This is a genomic window from Subtercola sp. Z020, from assembly GCF_002931235.1.
GTDB lineage: Bacteria > Actinomycetota > Actinomycetes > Actinomycetales > Microbacteriaceae > Subtercola.
In genome coordinates this window covers 1-21853 of the sequence record NZ_PSTT01000095.1, presented here as the reverse complement: position 1 = coordinate 21853, position 21853 = coordinate 1, and the positions used below count along the sequence as shown (strand labels likewise).

Below are 21853 nucleotides of genomic sequence, written 5' to 3'. Positions count from 1 at the left end.
GCGTGGAAGACCTCGAGCCGCACAGCGCTGCCCGCTCCGAACGTCGTGCGCATCCCCGTCGGTGCGATGCCCTCGCTCGCGTCGACAGCCACCGCCGGACGCGTGCGCCCCAACCGCCGCAGCGCTTTCAGGCTGTACGGAACGTCCGGATCGGCCGCCCGCCCGAAAAGGGCTTCAGCGTGCGAGATCTCGGGGCAGAAACTCTCATCCGCCAACTGGACCAGCTCGGCGAACAACGATTTGACCACCCGCTGACCCTACTACCTGCCGCCCCGCCTACCTGCCGCCCCGCCTACCCGCCGCCGCCCTACCCGCCGACGGTGTGCTCCCTCGCGCGGGACCGGCGGGCCAGCAGGCGGGCGGCGACGCCGACGGCGAGCACGACGACGCCGGCCACGATGCCGGCGGGTGGGAGGGTGAACGCCAGCCCGAGGCATCCGATCGCCCCGAGAACGGGGAGCGCCCGCGGGTACCGGCGCTCGGCGCGCGGCTGCCTGAGTGCCGAGGCGTTCGCGATGAGGTAGTAGAGCAGCACGCCGAACGACGAGAAGGCGATCGCCGAGCGCAGGTCGACGGTGAGCACGAGCACGCAGACGACGACAGCCAGGGCGACCTCGGCGCGGTGCGGCACGTGGAATCTCGGATGCACGGCCGACAGCCAGCGCGGCAGGTCGCCCTCCCGGGCCATGGCCAGCGAGGTGCGTCCGATGCCGGCGATGAGGGCGAGCAGGGCGCCGAGCGACGCGGCGGCGGCTCCGAACCGCACGACGGGAGCGCTCCAGGCCCATCCCGCCGCAGTGACGGTGTCGACGAGCGGCTCGGTCGAGCGAGCCAGGCCGCCCGCGCCGAGTGTGCCGAGCGCGGTGACGGCGGCCACGGCGTAGACGACGACCGCGATGGCGAGAGCGAGGGTGATGGCCCGCGGAATGCTGCGGGCCGGGTCTCGCACCTCTTCTCCCATGGTGGCGATGCGCGCGTAGCCCGCGAAGGCGAAGAAGAGCAGCCCGGCGGCCTGCAGGATGCCGTACCAGCCCGCATCGAGCAGACCGCCGCCGAGCATCCACCCGCCGCTTGCATCGCCAGTGCCCCCGACAACACCTGCCGTGACCACCAGAGCGAGCACCAGCAGCACCACCACGACGATCACCCGGGTGAGCGCCGCGGTGCGTGTCACGCCCCGGTAGTTCACTGCTGCAAGGCCGACCACTGCGGCGACGGCGACCGGTTTCTCCCAGCCGGCGGGTGCAGCGTACGCGGCGAAGGTCAGCGCCATAGCCGCGCAGCTCGCGGTCTTGCCGATCACGAAACTCCACCCGGCGAGGAACCCCCACCACGGCCCGAGCAGCTCGCGCCCGTAGACGTAGGTTCCGCCCGAGGTCGGGTAGCGCGCCGCGAGCTGGGCCGAAGACGTCGCGTTGCAGAAGGCGACCACCGCCGCCAGCGCGAGCCCGATGAGCAGCCCCGCGCCCGCGGCGGCGGCGGCCGGCGCGAAGGCGGCGAAGATGCCGGCACCGACCATCGACCCGAGCCCGATGAACACCGCGTCGCCCGTGCCGAGGCGGCGAGCAAGCGCGGGCGCTGGCGCGCCCGTAGGGGAGGGCGAGGGGGAGGGTGGCGTCTGGTCGACCGAGTCGGGCACACCTCCATTCTCGCGGGCCACCGCCCTCGATCGTGGACCCGGCGGCCGATGTGCGGCCCCGTTCATCCCGTGTTCACCGAGCGCCTCTAACGTCGCTGCCGAGAGACGAGCGAACACCAATCCGTGCGACACAGCCTCCCGATCACGACCGGAGGATCATCCGTTGGACGTACTCATCACCGTCGCTCTCGTCATCGTCATCGCCCTCGTCTTCGACTTTACGAACGGGTTCCACGACACGGCGAACGCCATGGCCACATCGGTCGCCACCGGCGCACTGAAACCGAAGGTCGCCGTGCTCATCTCGGCGGTGCTCAACCTGGTCGGCGCCTTTCTCTCGACCGAGGTAGCGAAGACGATCTCGCAGGGCATCATCAAGGAGGGGCAGGGCGGCATCCAGGTCACACCGACGATGATCTTCGCGGGTCTCGTCGGTGCCGTGCTCTGGAACCTCGGCACCTGGTACCTCGGACTGCCCTCGAGCTCGACGCACGCTCTCTTCGGCGGGCTGATCGGAGCGGCGATCATCGGGGCCGGAGTGAACTCGGTCGACTTCGGCGTCGTGCTGTCGAAGGTCGTGCTGCCGGCGCTCTTCTCGCCGTTCGTCGCCGGCATCGTCGCGCTGGTGGCGACGTTCGCGGCCTACCGGCTGACGCGGCAGGCCCGGGCCCGCGGTTCCGACCGCGGTTTCCGCCACGGGCAGACGGTGTCGGCCTCGCTCGTGTCGCTAGCGCACGGAACGAACGACGCGCAGAAGACGATGGGTGTCATCACCCTCACGCTGGTCGCCGCGGGCTACCAGGATTCGAATACCGGCCCACAGCTGTGGGTGATCGCGGCCTGCGGGTTGGCGATCGCGCTCGGCACCTACCTCGGCGGCTGGCGCATCATGCGCACGGTGGGCAAGCGCATCACCGACGTTCAGCCGGCTCAGGGCTTCGCGGCGGAGACCAGCTCGGCTGCCACCATCCTCATCTCGTCGCATCTCGGCTTCGCGCTCTCGACGACGCAGGTGACCTCGGGTGCCGTGGTCGGATCGGGTCTCGGCAAGAAACTGGCCCGCGTGCACTGGAACGTGGTCGGCAAGATCGCCCTCGGCTGGGTCTTCACTCTGCCGGCCGCCGCTCTGGTCGGCGGTGTCGCCGCCTGGGCGGCATCCACCAGCACCATCGGCCTGGTGATCGTGGCGGTGCTCGCCCTCGTGCTGGGCGCGGGCTTCTTCGTGCTCGCCCGGCGGCACCCGGTGACGCACGACAACGTGAACGAGGTCGACGAGGGTACAGAGCCTTCGGCTCCGGATGCCGGTGGCCGGGCACTCGCAGAAAAGGGAGCGTGACGACATGATCAGCATCGACTGGGGCGCCTTCGGCCTCGTGTTCGCCATCTCGTTCGCCGCTGCAGTGGTGATCGTGGTGTTCTATGCGCTCGGACTGCGGCTGCTGGCCACCGGATCGCCCGACGACACGGGAGCCGACGGATCTGTCGTCAGTGACAGCGCTCGCGGCCCCCGCCCGCTCGGTGCGACCGTCGGCGGCTACGTCTGCCTCGGAATCGGCGTGGCCGCCGTGCTGTACAGCCTGTACCTGATCATCCCGCAGTTCCACTGAGTTCGGGCGCTACGCTGGCCTCGTGGCTGACAGTCGGTTTCCCCAGCGCGTCTTCGGAGTGGGAACGGAGCCCGATGCGCGATTCACCCTGGCGAACGAGCGCACCTTCCTCGCCTGGATCCGCACGTCGCTGGCGCTCATCGCGGGCGGTGTGGCGCTCGCAGCGCTCGACCTGCCGCTGCAGCCGGGCCTGAAGCTCGCGGCCGCCCTCGTTCTGGTGGTGAGCGGTATTCTCTCTCCGCTGCAGGCGTGGTTCGGATGGGCGCGGGTCGAGCAGGCCATCCGCCGGTCAGAGCCGCTGCCAGGTTCGCGGCTGGCTGCGCCCCTCGCGGGGGCGGTCGCGGTCGTCGGCATCCTGCTGCTGCTCGGCTTCGCGCTGCGGTGAGCGAACACGGCGCTGAGCCACACGGGGCTGACCCACGCGGGGCTGACCCACGCGGCGCCCACCCACTCGGCGCTGCATCCCCCTCTGCCTTCGACCTCGGGTTGCAGAGCGAGCGCACTGCCCTCGCGTGGCAGCGCGCTGCACTGTCGGTCACCGTCGGCTCGCTCGTGATCCTCAGGGTCGCCGCGACCTCCCTCGCGACCTCCCTCGAGGCAGCTCTCGGCGGTTCGCTCGGTCTCCCCGGCCTTCCGTTGCCGTTCGCTGTCGGCGGTCTGGCGGTGGGCGTTCTCGGGCTGGTCGCCGCCGCGCTCATCGCGCTGCGCTCGCGGGGGAGGCACCCTCGCCTGCTCAGGCCGGGGCGGGGCCCAGGGCCGGGGCCGGTGCCGGCGCACGAGCCGCAGATGTCTCAGGTGCAGGTGCAGCTGCAGATGCCGGGCGCCGCGTTGCTCGCCCTGCTCTGCTCGGTCGCGCTGGTCTTCGGGGCCGCCGCCCTCGTCTTCGTGCTGTCGACAGGGTTCGGCTGAACTGGTTCGGGCTGCACACTCCTTTCGGGCGCCACAGTCGTTTCCCCGCAGACGGTTCCATAATGGAAGGGGCCCGCAGCGTTTCAGCCGGCACCGGAACCCCGAAGGAGCATCCACACCGATGGCAGGACTCAGCCTCTCCAAAGGCACAAACCTCTCGCTCACGAAGACCAGCCCCGGACTGACCATCGCGACGGTCGGTCTCGGCTGGGATCCGCGCACGACGGCCGGGCAGCAGTTCGACCTCGACGCGTCGGCGATCCTCGTGGCCGCTGACGGTCGCGTGCGCTCGAGCGAGGACTTCATCTTCTACAACCAGATGTCGACCCCCGACGGTTCCGTCGTGCACCAGGGTGACAACCGCACCGGTGAGGGCGACGGAGACGACGAGCAGATCGTCATCGACCTCGCGGCGGTCGCTGCCGACGTGCAGCGCATCGTCATCGCGGTCTCGATCCACGACGCCGACAACCGCCGCCAGAACTTCGGGCAGGTGCGAGCGGCGTACTGCCGCGTGCTCGACCAGGACCTGGAGGAGATCGTGCGCTACGACCTCACCGAAGACGCGGCGCGCGAGACGGCCATGCTGTTCGCCGAGATCTACCGCCACAACGGCGAGTGGAAGTTCCGCGCCGTGGGCCAGGGCTACGAAGCGGGCCTCGCGGGCATCGCGCGGGACTTCGGCGTACCGCTCGACTGAGGCTGGGCCGCAGCCCCGCCCGGCCCCGCCCCGCCCCGCAGTCCGCGTCAGAGCGTCGGGCCGTGCTGCTCGCGAAAGCGTTCGCCGAGAAAGCGGCCGTTCAGCAGCAGCCCGTCGGCGTCTCCGCGAACGGCCGCTTCGTGCATCCGCGACACCGCCCGTTCGAGCACGACCAACTGGGCCATCAGCGCACTGTCGGGCGTGCTGCCGTCGGGGTAGACGTGCCCACGGGCCCAGCCGGGTGGCAGGGTGAGGTAGGCGCGCAGGGTGTCGGGCAGGTAGACGGTCGCTGTGCGGTGCGCCATCGCGTTCATGTCGAGATCGCCCGTGACGCGCGGCAGGGTGTCGAGCAGCAGGTCGACGATGCGGGCGACGGATGCCGCGGCCGCGGCCGGCAGTCCCGCGCGCACCTTGAACGGCAGAGCGCGCAGGTCGGCCAGGGCGGTGTCGTCGCCGACCGTGATTCCCGGGCGCGAAACAGAGACGCCGAGGGCCCTCAGGGTTCGTTCGGCGGCGCTGGAGCGACCGGCCTGAGCCTCCCGCCCGGCCCAACCGGGTTGCGGGTCGGCGGGCTCGCCCGCGAGAACGGCGACGCGACCGGCGAAGGCCTCGAGCCATTCGGCGAGGCTCTGGGTGCGCCGCGACAGGGAGATTCCGCCGACGAGGCGCCGGGTCTCAGCGGTGAAGTGCGGGCCCTTCGACCAGCTGAGCTCCATCGCGTATCCGCGGGTGAGCAGCCGGAGTGCGCTGATCGAGCCCTCGCGGCCGGCGATCCGGTCGGCGATCGACCGACGTCGCACCACCGTGAGCGTCGCAGCGGCGACATCGGGCGGCAGGATGCTGCGGGCGGCCTGCAGCAGTCCGTCGAGGAACGCGGCAGGGTCGTCCATCGCGAGAACGTGGTCGGCCATGGGCTGAGTGTAATCGCCCGGCCCGAAGCGACGCCTGGTGCGCGCGCTGTTCGGCCGTCTGGTGCGAGCGCTGCTCCGCTGGGAGGATGGGTGCGCGACCGCACCCGCACAGCGACCGCGCCTGCTCGTTCGTTCGAAGGAGATTCCGTGTCGTTCCGTGCCTGCCCCGATGCCGCAGAGGCGCAGACGGCGCCGACCCAGTGAGGGCGGCGCGGGCGTACTTCGGCCTGCAGGCGCTCGCCGGCGCGGCCTGGTGGGTCGCGGTCTTCGCCTGGCCGTGGGTGCGACAGGAGACCCTCGGCTCGCTGGACCCGGTCGCTGTCGCAACCCTCGACATCCCGCTCTTCGTGGCCGGCTCAGCCATCGCGGCGTTCGGTGTGCGCTGGGCGATCGTGCTGAGCACGGCGTGGACGACCGTCGTCGCCGTCGCGCTCGCGATCTTCGCCACGCTGACGGGTGAGGCGGGCTGGGGCGTCCTGCTGATGGCGGCCTCGGCGGGCGCCTCAGTGCTCGCCGCCTGCCTGCTGCTCTTCGGGCGGGTGCCCACGGGGTGGATGATCGTCGGCCCGTTCGCGTTCCGTGCCGCCGAGAGCGTCACCGCGACCCACCGCCCCCACCACGTCTTCGCCACCTTCCGCCAGATCGTGGTCTTCTGGGGCCTTTTCCTCGTCGTGATACCGCTCGTCATCGCCTTTCTCGAACGGCGCTGGATGCTCGCGCTGACGTTCCCGCTTCCCGTCACCCTGATCGGCGCGCTCCTGCTGGTGTCGGCCAGCGCGCTCGGCATCTGGTCGGCTGTCGTCATGTCGACCCTCGGAGACGGCACCCCGCTGCCGTCGGCCATGCCGAACCGGCTCGTCATCGCTGGCCCCTACCGCTTCATCCGGAACCCGATGGCGTTCGCCGGAATCGTGCAGGGTGCTGCCGTCGGGCTGCTGCTCTCGTCGTTGCTCGTGGTCGTGTATGCGATCGCCGGCTCGCTGCTCTGGAACTACGCCATCCGCCCGCTCGAAGAAGCCGACCTCGAAGAGCGGTTCGGCCCGGACTTCCGGCGCTACACAGCCGAGGTGCGCTGCTGGGTGCCGAGCATCCCGAAGTCCCTGTCGGCCTGAGGGAGGTGCGCCTCAGCGGGCGTCGCGGGCTGCGGCCTGCGCTGCCTGCGCCGCCTGCGATGCCTCGACCGCTGCAACGGCCGCCTCGACGCCGCCACCCCAGGGCGCGCCATGGCCGGGGAGCACCCAGGTCGCGCCGGTCGGCACGAGGGCCCGCAGCGATGACAGAGCCTGGGCGGGGTCGTCGGTGAAGGGGGCCGGCTGCGGGCCCGTGCGCCCCGTGAGCACGTGCCGGGTCGTGAGACCGTCGCCGACGAACACAGCGTCGACCGCCGGAACGTGAACGGCGATGCTGCCCTCCGAGTGGCCGGGCAGGGCGATGATGCGCGGCGCGCCGGGGAGGTCGAGGGTCTCGCCGCCCCGCACCGTGACGACGTCGGTGAGCCAGCTGGTGCGCATCCCGCCCTTGCGCAGCGAATACGCGAGAAAGCCGAGCATCGGGCCGAGCTTCAGCGACTGCTTCGCGTTCTTCGGCTTCGGGCCGCCCTTCGCGCGGGCAGCATCGCCTTCGTGGATGTAGACGGGAACGCCGTGCTCCCGGCGCAGTCGCTCGGCGAACCCGACGTGGTCGCCGTCGCCGTGGGTCAGGATGACGCCCTTCACATCGTCAAGGGTGCGACCCATCGAGCCCAGCTCGGTGACGAGTTCGCCGAAATGCCCGGCCAGCCCGGCATCGATGACCGTGACGCCTTCCGGGGTGTCGATGAGGTAGACGGCCACGATGTCGTTGCCGATGCGGTGGAGGTTGGGTGCGAGGTTCATGATGGCTATGCTACGTAGCCATCATGGCTACTGTCAATAGCTATACTCGACACATGCCCACACCTGAGCGCACCTCCCTCGACGCCATCGTGAACGCTGCCTGCGACCTGCTGGAAGAAGAGGGGCTCGCCAGTCTCACCATGGCCGCCGTCGCCGCGCGCGTCGGCGTGCGGGCGCCCTCGCTCTACAAGAGGGTGCGGGATCGCAGCACGCTCATCCGGCTCGTCGCGGAGGCCACCCTGGCCGAGCTGGGTGCACGCCTCGATGGGGTGCGCGATCCCGTCGAGCTGGCAAACAGGTACCGCGCGCTCGGCCATGCGCGGCCGGCGGCGTTCCAGCTGGTCATGGCGCCGGGACCGGGCATCCCGCCGGTCGACGAGCACTACCGGCAGGTCGCGACGGAGCCCATACTCAGGATCTCTGTGGAACTCGCCGGCGAGGAACACGCGTTGGACGCGGCGCGCACCCTCACGGCCTGGTGCGCCGGGTTCATCAGCATGGAGCTGAACGGCAGCTTCCAGCTCGGCGGCGACGTCGACCGCGCCTGGGGGTTCGGCGTCGAGCGGATCGTCGCTGCCATCACGCGCGGGTGAGCGGTGGCTGCTGCGTGCGTGCGACTGCTGCGTGCGGGCGGCTGCTGCGTGGGGTGGCTCGCGGCTACGGCTACGGCTGCGGGTGCGGCGGCTGGGGCGTAGTGGTTGCGGGTGGCGCGGACGGCGGCGGCTCGCGGCTGCATCTGATCTGCGCGCAGCGCCGGAGCTGCACTCTCAGCTCAGAGGCTCGAACCGGCTGCGATCTGCACTGCAGCGGCAGCGCCGAGCGTGCCGTAGAAGCTCGCGTTGGCGTTCAGCCCCTGGGCGTGGAACTTGCCGTCGGGAGTGAACCACGCCTCGAGCCCATCGGGATTGAACGGAGCGTTCATGCGCCGCAGGTGCTCGGCGACATCTTTCAGGTAGTAGCGAACCTCACCGCCGACCGTGCGCCGTTCGGTGTGTTCAGAGGCCTGCAGTTGTTCATGGGTCAGGTCTGCCATGCCTCCAGCCTAGAGCCGCAGGCGTCGTGAGCCCTGCGCTGCGTGGCTGAAGAGGTGGGGTGGGATCGGGCGAGGTGGATGCAAGGTGGGGTCGATACGCAGCGTCGGGGGCGCTTGCCCTCGGGCGCCGGTGTCATGGGCCGGGCGACAGTGAGGTGCGTTGCGTGGCGGAGACGCGGGTTGCGCGCTGACGCTCGCGCGTAGGCGTAGGCGTAGGCGTCGGCGTCGGGGATGGGCGTCGGCGGGGCTGCCGCGCCCTCCGGGCTTGCCGACGGTGGCGTGGTGCGGATGCGCAGGTGCCTCTTCGATGGTTGGGCTCGCCAGCGGGTCGCGCCCGCGAGATGGCTGGCCGGATGGCTGGGTTGGCGCGGGGCGCGGGTGAGATGGAACTCATTCGGTGGCAGTGCCAGTGCCAGTGTCGGTGTCGGTGTCGGTGTCGATCTGCGGATCGTGGTCGGGTGGGTGGTGTTTTCGGGGTCGCTGGGGATGGGTGGGTGGGTCCGCAGTTCGGTGGGAATCCAGGGGGTGGGGTGGGTTCGGTGTGCGCACCGAGTTCTGCGTGCGGGGTGCGTTCGGCATGCGCGGTGGCTTAGATGCGCGGGGTGGGTTCGGTGGGTGGGGTGTGTTTGGTGGTGGTTTGGGGGCGAGTTGTGGTTTGCGGGTGCGGTTTTGTTGGCAGGGGCGGGGTGTTCGGGTCCAGTCGATGGTGTCGGGTGGGGTGAGGTGTGGAGTTCCGTTACGCATGGAAAGTGTCCAGCTGGTTTTGTGGACGTGTGAGTGGTGGAAGTGGCACAGCAGCGCACCGTTGTCGATGTCAGTCACACCACCGGGGTGGGTGTCGGAGAGCCATCCGTCGACGTGGTGGCTCTCGCACCAGGACGGTGGTGCGTCGCAGCCCGGCCAGACGCATCCGCCGTCGCGGGCGGCGAGGGCACGGTTCTGCGCCGCGGTGAACAGGCGCTTCGTCTTCCCGTGCTGCAAGACTTGGCCGTGGTGGCCGAAGAGGGTGGTGATCGTGTCGGCGTGGCAGAGCAACGCTTCGACGGTGGTGTGCGGGACGGGTTCGGTGAGACCGTCGACCCATCCGACACCACGCCCGGCGGCGAGGTCGTCGAGGGTTGCGTGCACGTTGATGGTGGGTGCTGCGCCGTTGATGCGTGGCAGTGCGGGTAGCCCGGCGGCCATCGAGACCAACTGCACGAGCGCGTCTGCGGTTTTCTGGCCGCGGGTGCGGGTGTCTTCGAACACCGGGTCAGGCAAGGTGGCCGGGTCGGGCGCGGTGGCTGAGTCGGGTGCGGTGGCGAAGTCGTATGCGGTGAGGTGGCCGGGCGTGGTGGTGGCTGACGTGGCGGCGCGGGAAGAGGCCGAGTCGCCGGGCGACGCGGCGGGGTCGCCGGGTGACAGAGTCGGGTCGCCAGACGCCGGGGTGGGGGCGCCAGCTGGTGGGGTGGGGTCGGTGAAAGCGACGACGCGGGGACTCGTGAACGGCTCGAGGGCCGCCTTCAGGATCGCCGCGGACGACGGCGGGAGACAGCCAGTGAGCTTCGTCATGCCGGAACGGTGCGGGGAGAGGGTCAGGTAGCGGCGGTCGTGGAGATCGGCCTCGCGCGGTTCCGCGCCGTCAGGGTCGAGGTGCTCACGGGCACGAAGCGCCAACGCATCCACATCATCCGCGGTGTACCCGAGACCGCCGATCGTCTGCTGCGCAAGGGAGACGAGCTCGCCTTCGGCTTCTTCGAGGGCCTCCGTGAAGCCCGTGCGGGTCGCGACGTCGTGCAGGCGTTTCGTGATCGCTGCCGCCGCATCGACACCGAGCGCACCGGTGGCGAGAGCTTCCGCGACACGGGGGAAGCGGGGCGGGTTCGGCAGGCCCGTCACCGAAAACGTCGTGTGCACCTGCGCCGCCAGACGCACGCGCGCCGACGCTGTCGACACTGACACACCCGTCACCACCGCCAAGAACTTCGCCGGAGTCGCGAAGTTCTGCGACCTCGACAAGCCCTCGTCGCCGTACGCAGGATCCGACCTGGCCGCCACCTCCCCAGCCAGAGCAACACGCAACCCGTCTACGAGACGGCCGACCGACTCGAGTTCCGCGAGAGCCGCCACCAACTCCTCATCGGCAAGCCCACCGGGCGCGGCAGCCACACCGCCAACACCACCGGCATCGCTCAAGCACTCCCAGGCATCCTGAAGCCCAGCAAGCAGAGAAGCGGCTGAAGTGGTCATGGCACAACCCAACCACCCACCACTGACATTCCCTCAGCAAAATGAGGCCAAAACGACCCTCAGGAGCAAATTGGTTTCTGAGAATTTTCGGCGGACGGAGCTAGAGCGACTCGAGTCCCTCAAAGTCGTACCCGGCGAAGCGCTGCGGCTGGGCGTAGACGACGTTGCGGGCGACGGTCAGAGCATCCGTGCTCGCTTCGAGGCGCGCGACGGCCTGCCGCATGTCGGCCTGCACCGGCTCGCTCGAAACCGGGCGCGACGACGTGTCGGGGCGGCTCACAATCTCGCTGGTCGGGCCGACGACGAGTTGGACGAGTTCCATTTCCTCCGACGACGAGACGGCGGGTATCTCCACCGAAGCAGAGGTGTGATTCGCGCCCAGCGCGGCGACGAAGCGCAGCAGTGCGTCGGCGACTCCATCGGACGTGACGAAGGATTCTCCGGCATACGAGATCTTCTTCATGCCCCAAGACTCTGCTTGTTACCTCACAGGTACAACCTGTTGCACCACCCTTCCAATGTGGTTATAAGGCCACAATCACTGGCGGAAAGAAGTTATCCACAGATGCTCAGTACGCCCCGATCGGATGTCGGAAGGCCGACGTAGAGTGTCGCCATGATGCATTCGATCGTTCCTCCGTACCTGCTCCAGAAGATCGCTGACGCCGATGACACGCGCATGGCGCGGGCTTCCGCGTCGGCTCGGCGTGCGCTGCTGGCACGGGATTCGATTCAGGATGCCCGGCTCCTCTCAACCGAGAAGCCGCCCGCCTCCCGGCGAGAGTCCGACTCCGGTGAACCCGGCGCACGGCAGTCTGCCGTCGGCACTTCCCCGGGGGGCGGATCACGCCACTCTTCCGAGGCAGCCCCGGCTCCCACTCTCGACCGCACCGTCTACACCGCACGCAACACGGAGCAACTGCCCGGGTCGAAGGTGCGCTCCGAAGGTGAAGCGCCCTCCTCCGACGTGACCGTCGACGAGGCCTACGACGGGCTCGGGGCGACCTACCGGCTCTACGACGAGGCCTTCGGCCGCAACTCGATCGATGGACGAGGTCTGCCACTGCTTGCCACGGTGCACTACGGGCAGGACTACGACAACGCCTACTGGGACGGCGAGCGCATGGTGTTCGGCGACGGCGATGGGGAGGTCTTCGGCCGGTTCACGGCATCCGTTTCGGTGATCGGCCACGAGCTCTCGCACGGCGTCACGCAGTTCACGGCAGCGCTGGACTACCAGGGCCAGTCGGGCGCCCTCAACGAGTCCTACTCCGATGTGATGGGGGCGCTGGTCGAGCAGTACCAGCGCCAGCAGACGGCGGGCGAGGCGAGCTGGCTGATCGGCGAGGGCCTCTTCACCCCCGCCGTACAGGGCACGGCGCTCCGGTCGATGATCGCGCCCGGCACGGCGTACGACGATGACGTGCTGGGGAGAGATCCGCAGCCGGCCGACATGGCGAACTACGTCGAGACGACAGACGACAACGGCGGCGTTCACCTGAATTCGGGCATCCCGAACCGCGCCTTCGCCCTGGCGGCCATCGAGATCGGTGGTTTCGCGTGGGAGTCGGCCGGCCAGGTCTGGTACGACACGATCACCGGCACGCTCGCTCCGGATGCCGACTTCGTCGCGTTCGCCGACGCCACGATTGCGGCCGCGACAGCGCGGTTCGGGGCAGACTCGGCGAAGACGAAAGCCGTTCGCGCGGGATGGGTGAAAGTGGGAGTCTTGGAGGATGGAGCAGCCAGCTGAGAGATCCGGCCCCGTCGTCGCGGTCACGGTGGTGCGCTCGGGGGGTTTCGCGGGGCTGAAGCGCACATGGGAGGCGACCGCGGAAGACCAGTCGAGCGCGAAGGACTGGCTGGGCTTCGCCGATTCCCTCCCGTGGGGCAGGGTGCCGAGCCAGGATGCGACGAGCGCCGACCGCTTCGTGTACCGCATCGTCATCGTCGTCCGTTCCGAGGTGCGGCATGAGGCGACGCTGCCCGAGAGCGAGCTGACCGGCGGATGGCGCGAGCTGGTCGATCGCGTGCAGCAGCAGGCCGATGCGCCCGGAGGTAGCGAACCGCACTGCCAGGCGTGATCGACGGCAGGTGTGATCGACGGCAGGTCGGGAGCGCCGCGAGCGGCGGGGCGCCGCGATCCCCGCGATCGGTGGGGCGGGCGGGAACGAATCGGGGGCCTCACGCGTTGTACCCAGCATGTCGACACCGCTCTCCATTCTTGACCTCGCCCCCATCGCCCCCGGAGAAACCGCCCGCGACAGCTTCGCCGCCAGCGTCGCCCTCGCCCAGACGGCGGAGAGGACCGGCTACCGCCGGGTCTGGTACGCAGAACACCACAATATGCCGACGATCGCGTCGTCGGCCACCAGCATCCTGATCGGGCATGTCGCCGGCCAGACCTCGACCATTCGGCTCGGATCGGGCGGCATCATGCTTCCGAACCACGCGCCACTGACCATCGCCGAGCAGTTCGGAACGCTCGCCAGCCTGTACCCCGATCGCATCGACCTCGGGCTCGGCCGAGCGCCGGGCAGCGACCAGGAGACGATGCGCGCGATGCGGCGCGATCCGATGTCGGCCGACCGTTTTCCCGAAGACGTGTTGGAACTGCAGGCCTACCTCGCCGGCCAGTCCCGCGTGCCCGGCGTGCAGGCGACGCCCGGCGCGGGTACAAACGTGCCCCTCTACATTCTCGGGTCGTCGCTCTTCGGTGCCCAGCTCGCCGCGATGCTGGGGCTCCCCTACGCCTTCGCATCCCACTTCTCCCCCGACGCCCTGCACGAGGCCGTCGGGGTGTACCGTCGCGACTTCAAGCCCTCCGCGCAGCTCGCCGAGCCGTACGTGCTGGCGGGCGTCAACGTGATCGCCGCCACCGACGCCGAGGATGCCCGGGAGCAGTTCGCCGTGACCCGCCGCGCCCGCGTGCGCGGGATGCTGCAGCGCGGCCCCGCCGGCACCGAGTACTCCGATGAGCAGGTGGATGCGTTCCTCTCCACTCCGAGCGGCCGCGGCATCGCCAACATGATGCGCTACTCGGTCGCCGGAACGCCCGACGAGGTGCGCGACTTCCTCGAGAACTTCGCGGCAAAGGCCCACGCCGACGAGCTCATCATCGCGCACGCTTCGCAGAACATCGGCGACCGCCTCCGCTCCGTCGAGCTGACCGCCGAGGCGATGCACGATGCACGCCAGGGTGCAAGACAGGGCGAGATGCAGGGCGCGGTCGCCTAGACCCAGACCCTCCCTCGCGCCGCGGATGCCCCCCACGGCATGGATGTCCGCGCCGCGGACGCCCGCGCGCCGCGGATGCCCCCAGGCCGTGGATGCGCCTCAGAACTGCAGGCGCATCCACGGCCGTTCGATCCGGGGCGCATACTGCAGAAGCTCCGGGGCATCCTCCTGGTCGTCGGCGGTCATGAGCAGCATCGGGCCGCACTCGAAGAGACCCAGGGCGCGTGCGCGGTCTTTGATGCACACGATGTCGTCGCCCTCGATCTTCCAGAGGCCCGAACGCCCTCCGGCCGCGTAGAACTCGCCGTCGAACAGGGCGATGCTGTACATCGACATCTGCGCGTCCAGGAGAACCTCGAGGCCCGACGGGGTTCCTTCGAAGATGAGGCCAGCGGTGCCGACCGCTATCACCCTGCCCTCGGGAAGTGCGCGCACGCCGGTCAGCAGGCCCACCTGCACTCCCTCGGGCGTGGCGACCGGTGACCACCGTGTGCCGTTCCAGTGCCAGGCAGCGGTCTGGTCGGGTTGCTTCCTCTCGGCCTGGCCGACGCAGTACACGTCGTCACTCGCGCTGCCGTGCAGGTTGACGAGCATCGCGCCCGTTTCGAGCGTGATCTCGAACAACTCACCGTTCCAGTGGTAGAGGGTGCCCCTGTAGGTGGCGAAGTGCACGTCGGTGTCACTGCTGCCCCAGACGGCGTTGATCTGCGGCGCATACCCACCGGCCCAGTCGGGAAGAGTGGTCACCGACCACGGAAGGTCGGCGTCGGAGCCGCCCCCATCCCAGTCGAGGGGCTCCCAGCGCGGAGGTGGCCACGTCACCGGCGCCGTCGTGTAGACGGTGCCGTTCGCACTCGTCACCCAGAGGTGTCCCTGCGGCGACGCCCAGATGGCGAGGATCGAGTCGTTCGTGCTGAGCGCCGTCATGCCACGGTCTCTGTCTGGGTCGAGGCAGGTGTGCTCATCGTTCCAGTCCGCCCAGACGACATGCCCTGCCGCATTGACCGCATCCGTTTCGTCGTAGATCGTCTTGACGGCATAGATGGCCCGCTCCGTCGCTGCGATGGAGACGATCTGCCGGATCTCCCGCACCCCCGACTCGTTGTAGCCCACGATCGATGACCTTCTTTCACTGAGTATCGGTCGACTCTAGCGCACCTCGACTTCGCCCTGTCCAGCCCCGGGCGAACTCTGGACGAGTGTCGGTGGTGGGGCCCAGAATCGAAGCATGCCCGAACTCCCCGAAGTACATGCGCTGGTCACCGATCTGGGTGAACGGCTGCGCGGGCAGACGGTCGACCGGTTCGATGCGCTGTCGTTCGCTGCTCTCAAGACGTTCTCGCCGCCGCTCAGCGCGCTGGAGGGCGAGGTGGTGCGGGGCGTCGCGCGGCACGGCAAGTTCCTCGACTTCGAGATCGGCGAGCTTCACCTGGTCATGCACCTGGCGCGCGCGGGGTGGATCCGGTGGCGCGAGGGCCCGCCGCCCCCGGCCAGCGGCCGGCCGGGCAAGAGCGCGCTGGCGGCTCGACTCGTGATGCGCGGCGGCGGCACCCTCCCGGCCGGCTCGGGGCTCGACATCACCGAGGCCGGCACGAAGAAGAGCCTCGCGATCTATCTGGTCACCGACGTGAACGAAGTGCCGGGCATCGCGAAGCTCGGCCCCGACCCGCTCGACGCCGGGTTCACCGAGGGAGTGTTCGCGGGCATCCTGGGCCGGTCGGGGCGGCAGCAGATCAAGGGGGTGCTCCGCAACCAGTCGAACATCGCCGGCATCGGCAACGCGTACTCCGACGAGATCCTGCACGAGGCGCGCATGTCGCCGTTCAAGCCGGCGGCGATGGAACCTGATGAGATCGAGCGGCTCTACGGGGCGCTGCAGGTGACGCTCCGTGGGGCTCTCGAACGCGCCGACGGGCTCGCCGCCTCGGAGCTCAAGAAGGAGAAGAAGCTCGGCATGCAAGTGCACGGTCGCACGGGCGAGGCCTGCCCGGTCTGCGGCGACACGGTGCGCCAGGTGATCTTCGCCGACTCGACGCTGCAGTACTGCCCGACCTGCCAGACCGGCGGCAAGCTGCTCGCCGACCGGGTGCTCTCGCGGCTGCTCAAGTAGCAGGCTCTGGATGCCCGACCGGGGCCGCCCGGCGCAGCCCAGCGTCGCCCGGCTCAGCCTCGCCCCGCTCGCCCCGCTCGGCGAGCCGCCGCTCAGCGCCGCGACAGCGTGCGCGCCACCGCACTCGCGACCAGCTGCACCACCTGCACGATCACGATCAGAATCACGATCGTCGTGAACAGGTAGGCGTTGTCGTACCGCTGGTACCCGTACCGGATCGCGATGTCACCGATTCCGCCCGCCCCGATCGTGCCCGCGATCGCCGAGTAGTTCAGCAGCGAGATCACCGACGTCGACAGCGCCAGCACGATGCTCGGCCGCGCCTCCGCGAGCAGCACCTTCCAGATGATCGTTCCGCGCCTGGCACCCATCGACCGCGCCGCCTCGATGAGGCCCTGGTCGACCTCGCGCAGCGCGATCTCGACCAGGCGTGCGAAGAACGGGATCGCCGCGATGGTCAGCGGCACCGCAGCCGCCGTCGGCCCGATGAACGTTCCGATGATCAGCCGCGTGAAGGGAATCAGCACCACCATCAGAATGATGAACGGCAGCGACCGCCCGATGTTGACGATGAAACCGAGCACCGAATGGATGATCGACCCGAGCCGCCTCGAACCGAACGGTGACTCGTACACCCCGCCCTCGTCGGTCGACACCAGCAGCACCCCGACGAGCAGACCGAACACGATCGTGAACGCGAGCGCGATCCCGATCATCTGGAAGGTCTCGCCGAGCGCTTTCGTCAGAATCGGCACCATCGTCACCCAGTTGACGTTCATCGTGTCGCCTCCAGAACCTCGACGTAGAGCCCGCTGGCCCGCAGTTGCTCGATCGGCCGCTCGTTCGAGTCCAACGACCCGGGCAACTCCAGCCGCATGCGCCCGACCCGGTGGTCGCTGACGATCTCGACGGCGGCGCCGAGGATGTTGACGTCGATGCCGTACTCCCGCGACATCCGCCCCACGATCGGCTCGTCGGCGAGGTGACCGGCGAACATGATCTCGACAACGGTGTTGCCGGGCGCCCCCCTGCTCTCCCCGAGCGGGAACAGCGCGTGCGCGATCTTCGACTTCGGGGTGTTGAGCAGATCGATGACGTTGCCCGACTCGACGATGCGCCCGCCTTCGATGAGGGCGGCCGACGTGCAGATGCGCTTGACGACCTCCATCTCGTGGGTGATCAGCATGATCGTGACCCCGAGCTGGTGGTTCAGGTCTTTCAGCAGTTCGAGGATCGACAGCGTCGTCTCCGGGTCGAGCGACGACGTCGCCTCGTCGGAGAGCAGCACCTTCGGGTTGCCGGCGAGCGCCCGGGCGATGCCCACGCGCTGCTTCTGGCCCCCCGAGAGCTGCGACGGGTACGCGGATGCCCGGTCGGCAAGACCCACGAGGTCGAGCACTTCGGCCGACCGCGCCCGACGGGCGGCCTTCGGCACCCCGGTGATCTCGAGCCCGAACTCGACGTTCTCGGCGACCGTGCGCGACGCCAGCAGGTTGAAGTGCTGGAACACCATGCCGATGCCGTGCCGCGCCGCGCGGAGCTCCGCCTCGCCCAGGGTGGTGAGATCCTGCCCGGCCACGGTGATCGTTCCGCTGGTGGGTCGCTCCAGCAGGTTGACGCAGCGCAGCAGCGTGGACTTTCCCGCCCCGCTCTGCCCGACGACGCCGAAGATCTCGCCGTCGGCGACCGTCAGGTCGATACCCTTCAGGGCCTCGACGGTCGTGCCCCTGCCGTTCCGGGGCGGATAGGACTTCTGCAGGTCAGTGATCGTGATCACGGGGTTCCTTCGCCGGGGTCAGGAGGCCGGGCCGCTCGACGGGAGCACGAGGCCCTTGTACTCCGAGGTGATCCAGTCCTGCGTCTGCTTCGACGTCAGCAGCTCGTAGAGCTTCTGGATGGCCGGGTCGTTCTCGTGGCCCTCTTTCGTGGCGAGGAGGTTCGTGTAGAGGGTGCCGTCGACGTCTTCGGTCAGAATCTGCTGGTCGCCGGTGAGGCCGGCCGGCAACGCGAAGCTCAGGTTGGCGATACCGGCGACGTTCTCGTCGAGCGCGCGGGGCAGGGTCGCGGCATCCAGCTCCTGGAAGACGAGGTTCTTCGGGTTGGTGGCGATGTCGCCGACGACCCCGGTCGCACCCTCGTTGAGCGTGATCAGGCCGGCCTTCTGCAGCAGGTTCAGCGAGCGGAGCTCGTTCGTCGGGTCGTTCGGGATGCTGATGGTCGCGCCGTTCTGGATGTCGTCGACGCTCTTGATCGTCTTCGAGTACAGGGCGAGCGCCGGGAAGTAGACCTTGCCGACCGGAGCGATGTGCGTGCCGTTGTTGGTGTTGAAGTTGTTGAGGAAGGGCAGGTGCTGGTAGAGGTTCGCATCGAGCGAGCCGTCTTCGAGCGCCGTGTTCGGGGTCGTGTAGTCGGTGAACGACGTGACCGTGATGTCGAGACCGGCGGCCGCGGCCTGGGACTGCTCCACGTAGTTCAGAATGTCGTCGGCCGGGAAGGTCGCGCCGACCGTGATGGTGGTGACGCCGCCGGATGTCGCGCCGACCGCGGCGTCGGAGGAACTCGACGACGACGACGAGCAACCCGTCGCGCCGACGACGACGGTCGAAAGGATTGCGGCGGCAATCAGGTACTTCTGTGAACGCACGGAGTTCTCCTCAGGGCAGAGCGAAAGGTGTGGGGGCGGGCTGCAGGTGCTGTGTGAGCCGGTGACAACCCTAGGGCGGGCGGCCCCATGGGGCCCGCCATGCTACGCAATGTGACGCTCGGTGGATGCCCCGGCAGCGCCCGCCCCGGAGAATTGGACGATGCCCAAGCCCCTGCACTTCTCCGCGTTCGTCATGAACACCACCTCGCACATCCAGCACGGGCTGTGGCGGCACCCGACCGCGCAGCAGGCCGACTTCAACGACGTCACGCTCTGGGTCGACCTCGCGAAGACGCTCGAGGCCGGCAATTTCGACACGATGTTCTTCGCCGACGTGGTCGGGCTCTACGGTCCGGTCAACGGTTCGTATGAGGTGAACGCGCGCGAAGGGCTGCAGATCCCCTCGAACGACCCCTCCGTGCTGCTGTCAGCACTCGCCGTCAGCACCGAGCGGATCGGACTCGCGTTCACGAGTTCGATCATCCAGTCGCATCCCTTCGACTTCGCTCGTAAGGTCTCGACCCTCGACCACATCTCGAACGGGCGGATCGGGTGGAACGTGGTGACCAGTTCGCTCGAGAACGCCGCCCGCAACTTCGGCATGGACCGCCTCATCGAGCACGATGAGCGCTACCGCTGGGCGCAGGAGTACATGGACGTGGTCTACAAGCTCTGGGAGGGCTCGTGGGACGACGGCGCGCTGCTGAAGGACAAGGCGTCAGGCATCTACGCCGACTACACGAAGATCCACAAGATCAACCACGTCGGCGAGCGCTACCAGGTCGAGGGGCCGCACCTTCCGTCGCCGTCGCTGCAGCGGTCGCCGGTGATCTTCCAGGCCGGGTCGTCGCCGGCGGGCCGGGCGTTCGCCGCACGCAATGCGGAGGCGCAGTTCATCCTCTCCCCCACACCCGAGATCGCCGAGGGCGACATCTCGGCCACCCGTGCGCTGGCAGTGGAGTACGGGCGCCGCCCGGAGGACATCCAGTTCTTCCAGGGGCTCACCTTCGTGATCGGCAGCACCGAGGAGGAGGCGAAGCGCACGGAAGCAGAGATCGACGAGTACATCTCGACCGACGGCTTTCTCGCGCACATCAACCTGGGGCTCGACCAGGCCACGGGAACGCCGCTCGACCCGGACATGCTGCTGAAGGACATCAAGCACGAGGGCGGCTTCTCGCACACCAAGTGGCTGCGCGAAGCCTCGCCCGACCGCGAGCCGACGGTGCGCGACCTCGCGAAGATCACGGCGAAGGTGCGCGGCCGGTTCGTCGGCACGCCCGAGCAGATCGCCGACCGGCTCGAGGAGTTCCAGCGGGCAGGCGTCGACGGCATCAACGTCATGAACTGGACTCTGCCGAACTCGTACCAGCTGTTCATCGACGAGGTGATGCCGACCCTCCGAAAGCGCGGGCTCGCGAAAGACGAGCCTTCTGTCGGCACCCTGCGGCAGAAGCTGTTCGGGCACGACCAGCTTCTGCCGACGCACTACGGGCGGCAGTTCCGCGGGGCCTTCAGCCGCGGCTAGTGTGAGGCCGCGAGCATCCCGAGCACTTGGTCGTAGGTGCCGTTGACCTCGGCGAATCGCAGCAGCTTGACGCGCTCGACGAGGATCTCCTGAGCCTCGGGCTGCGACTCGAGAAGGTCCATGACCTCGGTCAGGAACTCGTCGAGGGGCTGAGCGTTCTCGCTCGACTCCTGGCCCGGCATGAGTGTGGTCTGCACGGCGGGCGGCACCAGTTCGATGACCTGCACGCTCGTCTCGGCGAGCTGCAGCCGCAGAATCTCGGTGAACGAGTGGATGGCCGCCTTCGTGGCGTTGTAGGTCGGCGTCGCCTTGAGCGGGGTGAAGGCGAGGCCTGACGACACCGTGACGATGGTGGCCGACGGCTGGGCCGCGAAGAACGACGTGAACGCGGCGACGAGACGCAGCGGGCCGAGCAGGTTCGTGGTGACGATCTGCTCTGCCGTGCTGAGGAAGTCCGCGCTCCGCAGGTCTTCGGGCCGCATGATGCCGGCCATCGCGATCAGCACGTTGGTCGCGGGCCAGCGACGCTGCACCTCGGCGCTGACCTCGGCGATGGAGGCGGCATCCGCTGTGTCGATGTAGACGCCCTCGATGCCCTCGTTGTCGCGGGCGATCTGCTCGAGCAGCTCGCGGCGGCGACCGCCCACGATGACCTGGTTGCCCGCTGCGGCGAAGCGCTGGGCGAGACCGAGGCCGATGCCCGACGTGCCGCCCGGAATGAAGATGGTGTTCCCTGAAATGTTCATGGCTCCACTCTCGGGCCTCCCGCCCCCGGCGGAGAAGGGAGCGTTCAGCCACGGATCGGCGATCCCTGCCTCGCGCGTCACCGAGGCAGCATGATGGAGACATGAACAGAGCCGGGCTCGCAGACTTTCTGCGTCGTCGCCGCGAGGCGCTCCATCCCGCGGATGTCGGGCTGCCGCCCGGTGCGCGCCGCCGAACGGCCGGGCTGCGGCGCGAAGAGGTCGCCGCGCTCTCGGGCATGTCGACGGACTACTACGCCCGAATGGAGCAGCAGCGCGGGCCACAGCCGAGCGAGCAGATGCTCGGCGCGATCGCGCGGGGGCTGCGGCTGACGCTCGACGAGCGCGACCACCTGTTCCGCCTCGCCGGGCACACGCCGCCGCGGCGCCTGCGACGCACCGACCACGTCAGCCCGGCCCTGCTGCGCGTGCTCGACCGGCTCGACGACAGCCCGGCGCTCGTGCTCAGCGACCTCGGCGAGACGCTCGCCCAGAACCGGCTCGCCGTGGCCCTGCTCGGCGACCACAGCGGCTTCACCGGCCCGGCGCAGAGCGGCTTCTACCGCTGGTTCACCGACCCGCGGGAGCGGGCGCGGTACCCCGAGCGGGATCATGCGCGGCAGAGTTCGATCCAGGCGGCGGGGCTGCGCGCGGCGATCTCGGCCGGTGGTGGGGCGAGCGTCTCGCCG

Annotated in this window: 25 protein-coding genes; 13 read left to right on the top strand and 12 right to left on the bottom strand. The window is 69.2% G+C overall.

The features are described 5' to 3' along the window. On the bottom strand, positions 1-248 hold a 248-nt coding region (locus tag C5B96_RS12350; protein ID WP_146078167.1), incomplete at its 3' end, for a hypothetical protein. A 59-nt stretch (positions 249-307) separates the two neighbouring features. After that, positions 308-1639 (bottom strand): APC family permease, encoded by a 1332-nt coding sequence (locus tag C5B96_RS12345; protein ID WP_255414736.1) that lies wholly within the window; start codon positions 1637-1639, stop codon positions 308-310. Positions 1640-1802: 163 nt separating this feature from the next. Between C5B96_RS12345 and C5B96_RS12340 the strand changes: the two genes are divergently transcribed. From C5B96_RS12340 to C5B96_RS12320, 5 genes are all read left to right on the top strand, one after another. After that, on the top strand, positions 1803-2975 hold the full coding sequence (locus C5B96_RS12340; RefSeq protein ID WP_104245663.1) for an inorganic phosphate transporter: 1173 nt from the start codon (positions 1803-1805) through the stop codon (positions 2973-2975). A 4-nt stretch (positions 2976-2979) separates the two neighbouring features. After that, entirely contained in the window at positions 2980-3246 is a 267-nt protein-coding gene (locus tag C5B96_RS12335) for a hypothetical protein (RefSeq protein ID WP_199176644.1), read from the top strand. 22 nt (positions 3247-3268) lie between these two features. Then, a complete protein-coding gene (locus C5B96_RS12330) occupies positions 3269-3631 on the top strand; it encodes a YidH family protein (protein ID WP_104245661.1) in 363 nt (120 codons plus the stop codon). A gap of 101 nt (positions 3632-3732) precedes the next feature. After that, positions 3733-4155, top strand: a complete 423-nt coding sequence (locus C5B96_RS12325; RefSeq protein WP_199176643.1) for a DUF202 domain-containing protein — start codon at positions 3733-3735, stop codon at positions 4153-4155. A 121-nt stretch (positions 4156-4276) separates the two neighbouring features. After that, positions 4277-4855: a TerD family protein gene (locus C5B96_RS12320; protein WP_104245659.1), complete on the top strand. Its 579-nt coding sequence runs from the start codon at positions 4277-4279 to the stop codon at positions 4853-4855. Between the two features lie 47 nt (positions 4856-4902). Here the strand turns inward: C5B96_RS12320 and C5B96_RS12315 are convergent, their stop codons facing one another. Next, positions 4903-5766, bottom strand: a complete 864-nt coding sequence (locus C5B96_RS12315) for a hypothetical protein (RefSeq protein ID WP_104245658.1) — start codon at positions 5764-5766, stop codon at positions 4903-4905. A 200-nt stretch (positions 5767-5966) separates the two neighbouring features. Between C5B96_RS12315 and C5B96_RS12310 the strand changes: the two genes are divergently transcribed. Continuing rightward, positions 5967-6878, top strand: a complete 912-nt coding sequence (locus tag C5B96_RS12310; RefSeq protein WP_233189181.1) for an isoprenylcysteine carboxylmethyltransferase family protein — start codon at positions 5967-5969, stop codon at positions 6876-6878. Between the two features lie 12 nt (positions 6879-6890). Here the strand turns inward: C5B96_RS12310 and C5B96_RS12305 are convergent, their stop codons facing one another. Next, entirely contained in the window at positions 6891-7640 is a 750-nt protein-coding gene (locus tag C5B96_RS12305; RefSeq protein ID WP_104245656.1) for an MBL fold metallo-hydrolase, read from the bottom strand. Between the two features lie 53 nt (positions 7641-7693). On the opposite strand from C5B96_RS12305, the gene C5B96_RS12300 reads away from it, so the two are divergent. After that, positions 7694-8233: a TetR/AcrR family transcriptional regulator gene (locus C5B96_RS12300; protein ID WP_104245655.1), complete on the top strand. Its 540-nt coding sequence runs from the start codon at positions 7694-7696 to the stop codon at positions 8231-8233. Positions 8234-8412: 179 nt separating this feature from the next. Here C5B96_RS12300 and C5B96_RS12295 read toward each other — a convergent pair whose 3' ends face one another. The 3 genes from C5B96_RS12295 to C5B96_RS12285 form a co-directional block, all read right to left on the bottom strand. Beyond that, a complete protein-coding gene (locus tag C5B96_RS12295) occupies positions 8413-8673 on the bottom strand; it encodes a hypothetical protein (protein WP_104245654.1) in 261 nt (86 codons plus the stop codon). Positions 8674-9063: 390 nt separating this feature from the next. Next, positions 9064-10902: an HNH endonuclease signature motif containing protein gene (locus tag C5B96_RS12290; protein WP_104245653.1), complete on the bottom strand. Its 1839-nt coding sequence runs from the start codon at positions 10900-10902 to the stop codon at positions 9064-9066. A 100-nt stretch (positions 10903-11002) separates the two neighbouring features. Further along, complete coding sequence (locus C5B96_RS12285; protein WP_104245652.1) at positions 11003-11365, bottom strand: hypothetical protein; 363 nt, start codon at positions 11363-11365, stop codon at positions 11003-11005. Between the two features lie 153 nt (positions 11366-11518). Here C5B96_RS12285 and C5B96_RS12280 point away from each other — a divergent pair, with 153 nt between their 5' ends. The 3 genes from C5B96_RS12280 to C5B96_RS12270 all read left to right on the top strand — a co-directional run bounded on the left by C5B96_RS12280 (position 11519) and on the right by C5B96_RS12270 (position 14139). Beyond that, positions 11519-12655 carry a M4 family metallopeptidase gene (locus C5B96_RS12280; protein WP_199176642.1) on the top strand — a complete coding sequence of 379 codons (1137 nt, stop codon included), beginning with the start codon at positions 11519-11521 and terminating at the stop codon, positions 12653-12655. After that, complete coding sequence (locus C5B96_RS12275) at positions 12639-12986, top strand: protealysin inhibitor emfourin (protein ID WP_104245651.1); 348 nt, start codon at positions 12639-12641, stop codon at positions 12984-12986. Before C5B96_RS12280 ends, C5B96_RS12275 begins: the two co-directional genes overlap by 17 nt. Before the next feature lie 118 nt (positions 12987-13104). Then, the gene (locus C5B96_RS12270) at positions 13105-14139 is read left to right on the top strand and encodes an LLM class flavin-dependent oxidoreductase (RefSeq protein WP_104245650.1); all 1035 of its coding nucleotides are present in this window, start codon (positions 13105-13107) and stop codon (positions 14137-14139) included. Positions 14140-14238: 99 nt separating this feature from the next. Here the strand turns inward: C5B96_RS12270 and C5B96_RS12265 are convergent, their stop codons facing one another. Next, positions 14239-15252 carry a hypothetical protein gene (locus tag C5B96_RS12265; protein WP_104245649.1) on the bottom strand — a complete coding sequence of 338 codons (1014 nt, stop codon included), beginning with the start codon at positions 15250-15252 and terminating at the stop codon, positions 14239-14241. A gap of 115 nt (positions 15253-15367) precedes the next feature. Between C5B96_RS12265 and C5B96_RS12260 the strand changes: the two genes are divergently transcribed. Next, entirely contained in the window at positions 15368-16249 is an 882-nt protein-coding gene (locus C5B96_RS12260) for a DNA-formamidopyrimidine glycosylase family protein (RefSeq protein ID WP_104245648.1), read from the top strand. A 92-nt stretch (positions 16250-16341) separates the two neighbouring features. On the opposite strand, the gene C5B96_RS12255 is transcribed toward C5B96_RS12260, so the two are convergent. Genes C5B96_RS12255 through C5B96_RS12245 form a run of 3 tightly spaced genes read right to left on the bottom strand, consistent with a single transcriptional unit; the run spans position 16342 to position 18893 of the window. After that, positions 16342-17028 (bottom strand): methionine ABC transporter permease, encoded by a 687-nt coding sequence (locus tag C5B96_RS12255; protein ID WP_104245647.1) that lies wholly within the window; start codon positions 17026-17028, stop codon positions 16342-16344. Beyond that, entirely contained in the window at positions 17025-18026 is a 1002-nt protein-coding gene (locus C5B96_RS12250; protein WP_104245646.1) for a methionine ABC transporter ATP-binding protein, read from the bottom strand. Before C5B96_RS12250 ends, C5B96_RS12255 begins: the two co-directional genes overlap by 4 nt. A gap of 18 nt (positions 18027-18044) precedes the next feature. Then, complete coding sequence (locus C5B96_RS12245; RefSeq protein WP_104245645.1) at positions 18045-18893, bottom strand: MetQ/NlpA family ABC transporter substrate-binding protein; 849 nt, start codon at positions 18891-18893, stop codon at positions 18045-18047. Positions 18894-19053: 160 nt separating this feature from the next. On the opposite strand from C5B96_RS12245, the gene C5B96_RS12240 reads away from it, so the two are divergent. Next, on the top strand, positions 19054-20421 hold the full coding sequence (locus tag C5B96_RS12240) for an LLM class flavin-dependent oxidoreductase (RefSeq protein ID WP_104245644.1): 1368 nt from the start codon (positions 19054-19056) through the stop codon (positions 20419-20421). On the opposite strand, the gene C5B96_RS12235 is transcribed toward C5B96_RS12240, so the two are convergent. Continuing rightward, the gene (locus tag C5B96_RS12235) at positions 20418-21167 is read right to left on the bottom strand and encodes an SDR family oxidoreductase (protein ID WP_104245643.1); all 750 of its coding nucleotides are present in this window, start codon (positions 21165-21167) and stop codon (positions 20418-20420) included. The genes C5B96_RS12240 and C5B96_RS12235 overlap by 4 nt on opposite strands. A 101-nt stretch (positions 21168-21268) precedes the next feature. Here C5B96_RS12235 and C5B96_RS12230 point away from each other — a divergent pair. Beyond that, the coding region (locus C5B96_RS12230; RefSeq protein ID WP_104245642.1) for a helix-turn-helix transcriptional regulator at positions 21269-21853 on the top strand (585 nt) is incomplete at its 3' end.

Excerpts from the sequence above, each read along its gene's own strand:
- C5B96_RS12335 (WP_199176644.1), top strand. The coding sequence starts at position 2,980 with ATGATCAGCATCGACTGGGGCGCCTTCGGCCTCGTGTTCGCCATCTCG.
- C5B96_RS12320 (WP_104245659.1), top strand. The coding sequence starts at position 4,277 with ATGGCAGGACTCAGCCTCTCCAAAGGCACAAACCTCTCGCTCACGAAG.
- C5B96_RS12315 (WP_104245658.1), bottom strand. The coding sequence starts at position 5,766 with ATGGCCGACCACGTTCTCGCGATGGACGACCCTGCCGCGTTCCTCGAC.
- C5B96_RS12305 (WP_104245656.1), bottom strand. The coding sequence starts at position 7,640 with ATGAACCTCGCACCCAACCTCCACCGCATCGGCAACGACATCGTGGCC.
- C5B96_RS12300 (WP_104245655.1), top strand. The coding sequence starts at position 7,694 with ATGCCCACACCTGAGCGCACCTCCCTCGACGCCATCGTGAACGCTGCC.
- C5B96_RS12295 (WP_104245654.1), bottom strand. The coding sequence starts at position 8,673 with ATGGCAGACCTGACCCATGAACAACTGCAGGCCTCTGAACACACCGAA.
- C5B96_RS12290 (WP_104245653.1), bottom strand. The coding sequence starts at position 10,902 with ATGACCACTTCAGCCGCTTCTCTGCTTGCTGGGCTTCAGGATGCCTGG.
- C5B96_RS12285 (WP_104245652.1), bottom strand. The coding sequence starts at position 11,365 with ATGAAGAAGATCTCGTATGCCGGAGAATCCTTCGTCACGTCCGATGGA.
- C5B96_RS12280 (WP_199176642.1), top strand. The coding sequence starts at position 11,519 with ATGATGCATTCGATCGTTCCTCCGTACCTGCTCCAGAAGATCGCTGAC.
- C5B96_RS12275 (WP_104245651.1), top strand. The coding sequence starts at position 12,639 with ATGGAGCAGCCAGCTGAGAGATCCGGCCCCGTCGTCGCGGTCACGGTG.
- C5B96_RS12270 (WP_104245650.1), top strand. The coding sequence starts at position 13,105 with ATGTCGACACCGCTCTCCATTCTTGACCTCGCCCCCATCGCCCCCGGA.
- C5B96_RS12260 (WP_104245648.1), top strand. The coding sequence starts at position 15,368 with ATGCCCGAACTCCCCGAAGTACATGCGCTGGTCACCGATCTGGGTGAA.
- C5B96_RS12255 (WP_104245647.1), bottom strand. The coding sequence starts at position 17,028 with ATGAACGTCAACTGGGTGACGATGGTGCCGATTCTGACGAAAGCGCTC.
- C5B96_RS12240 (WP_104245644.1), top strand. The coding sequence starts at position 19,054 with ATGCCCAAGCCCCTGCACTTCTCCGCGTTCGTCATGAACACCACCTCG.
- C5B96_RS12235 (WP_104245643.1), bottom strand. The coding sequence starts at position 21,167 with ATGAACATTTCAGGGAACACCATCTTCATTCCGGGCGGCACGTCGGGC.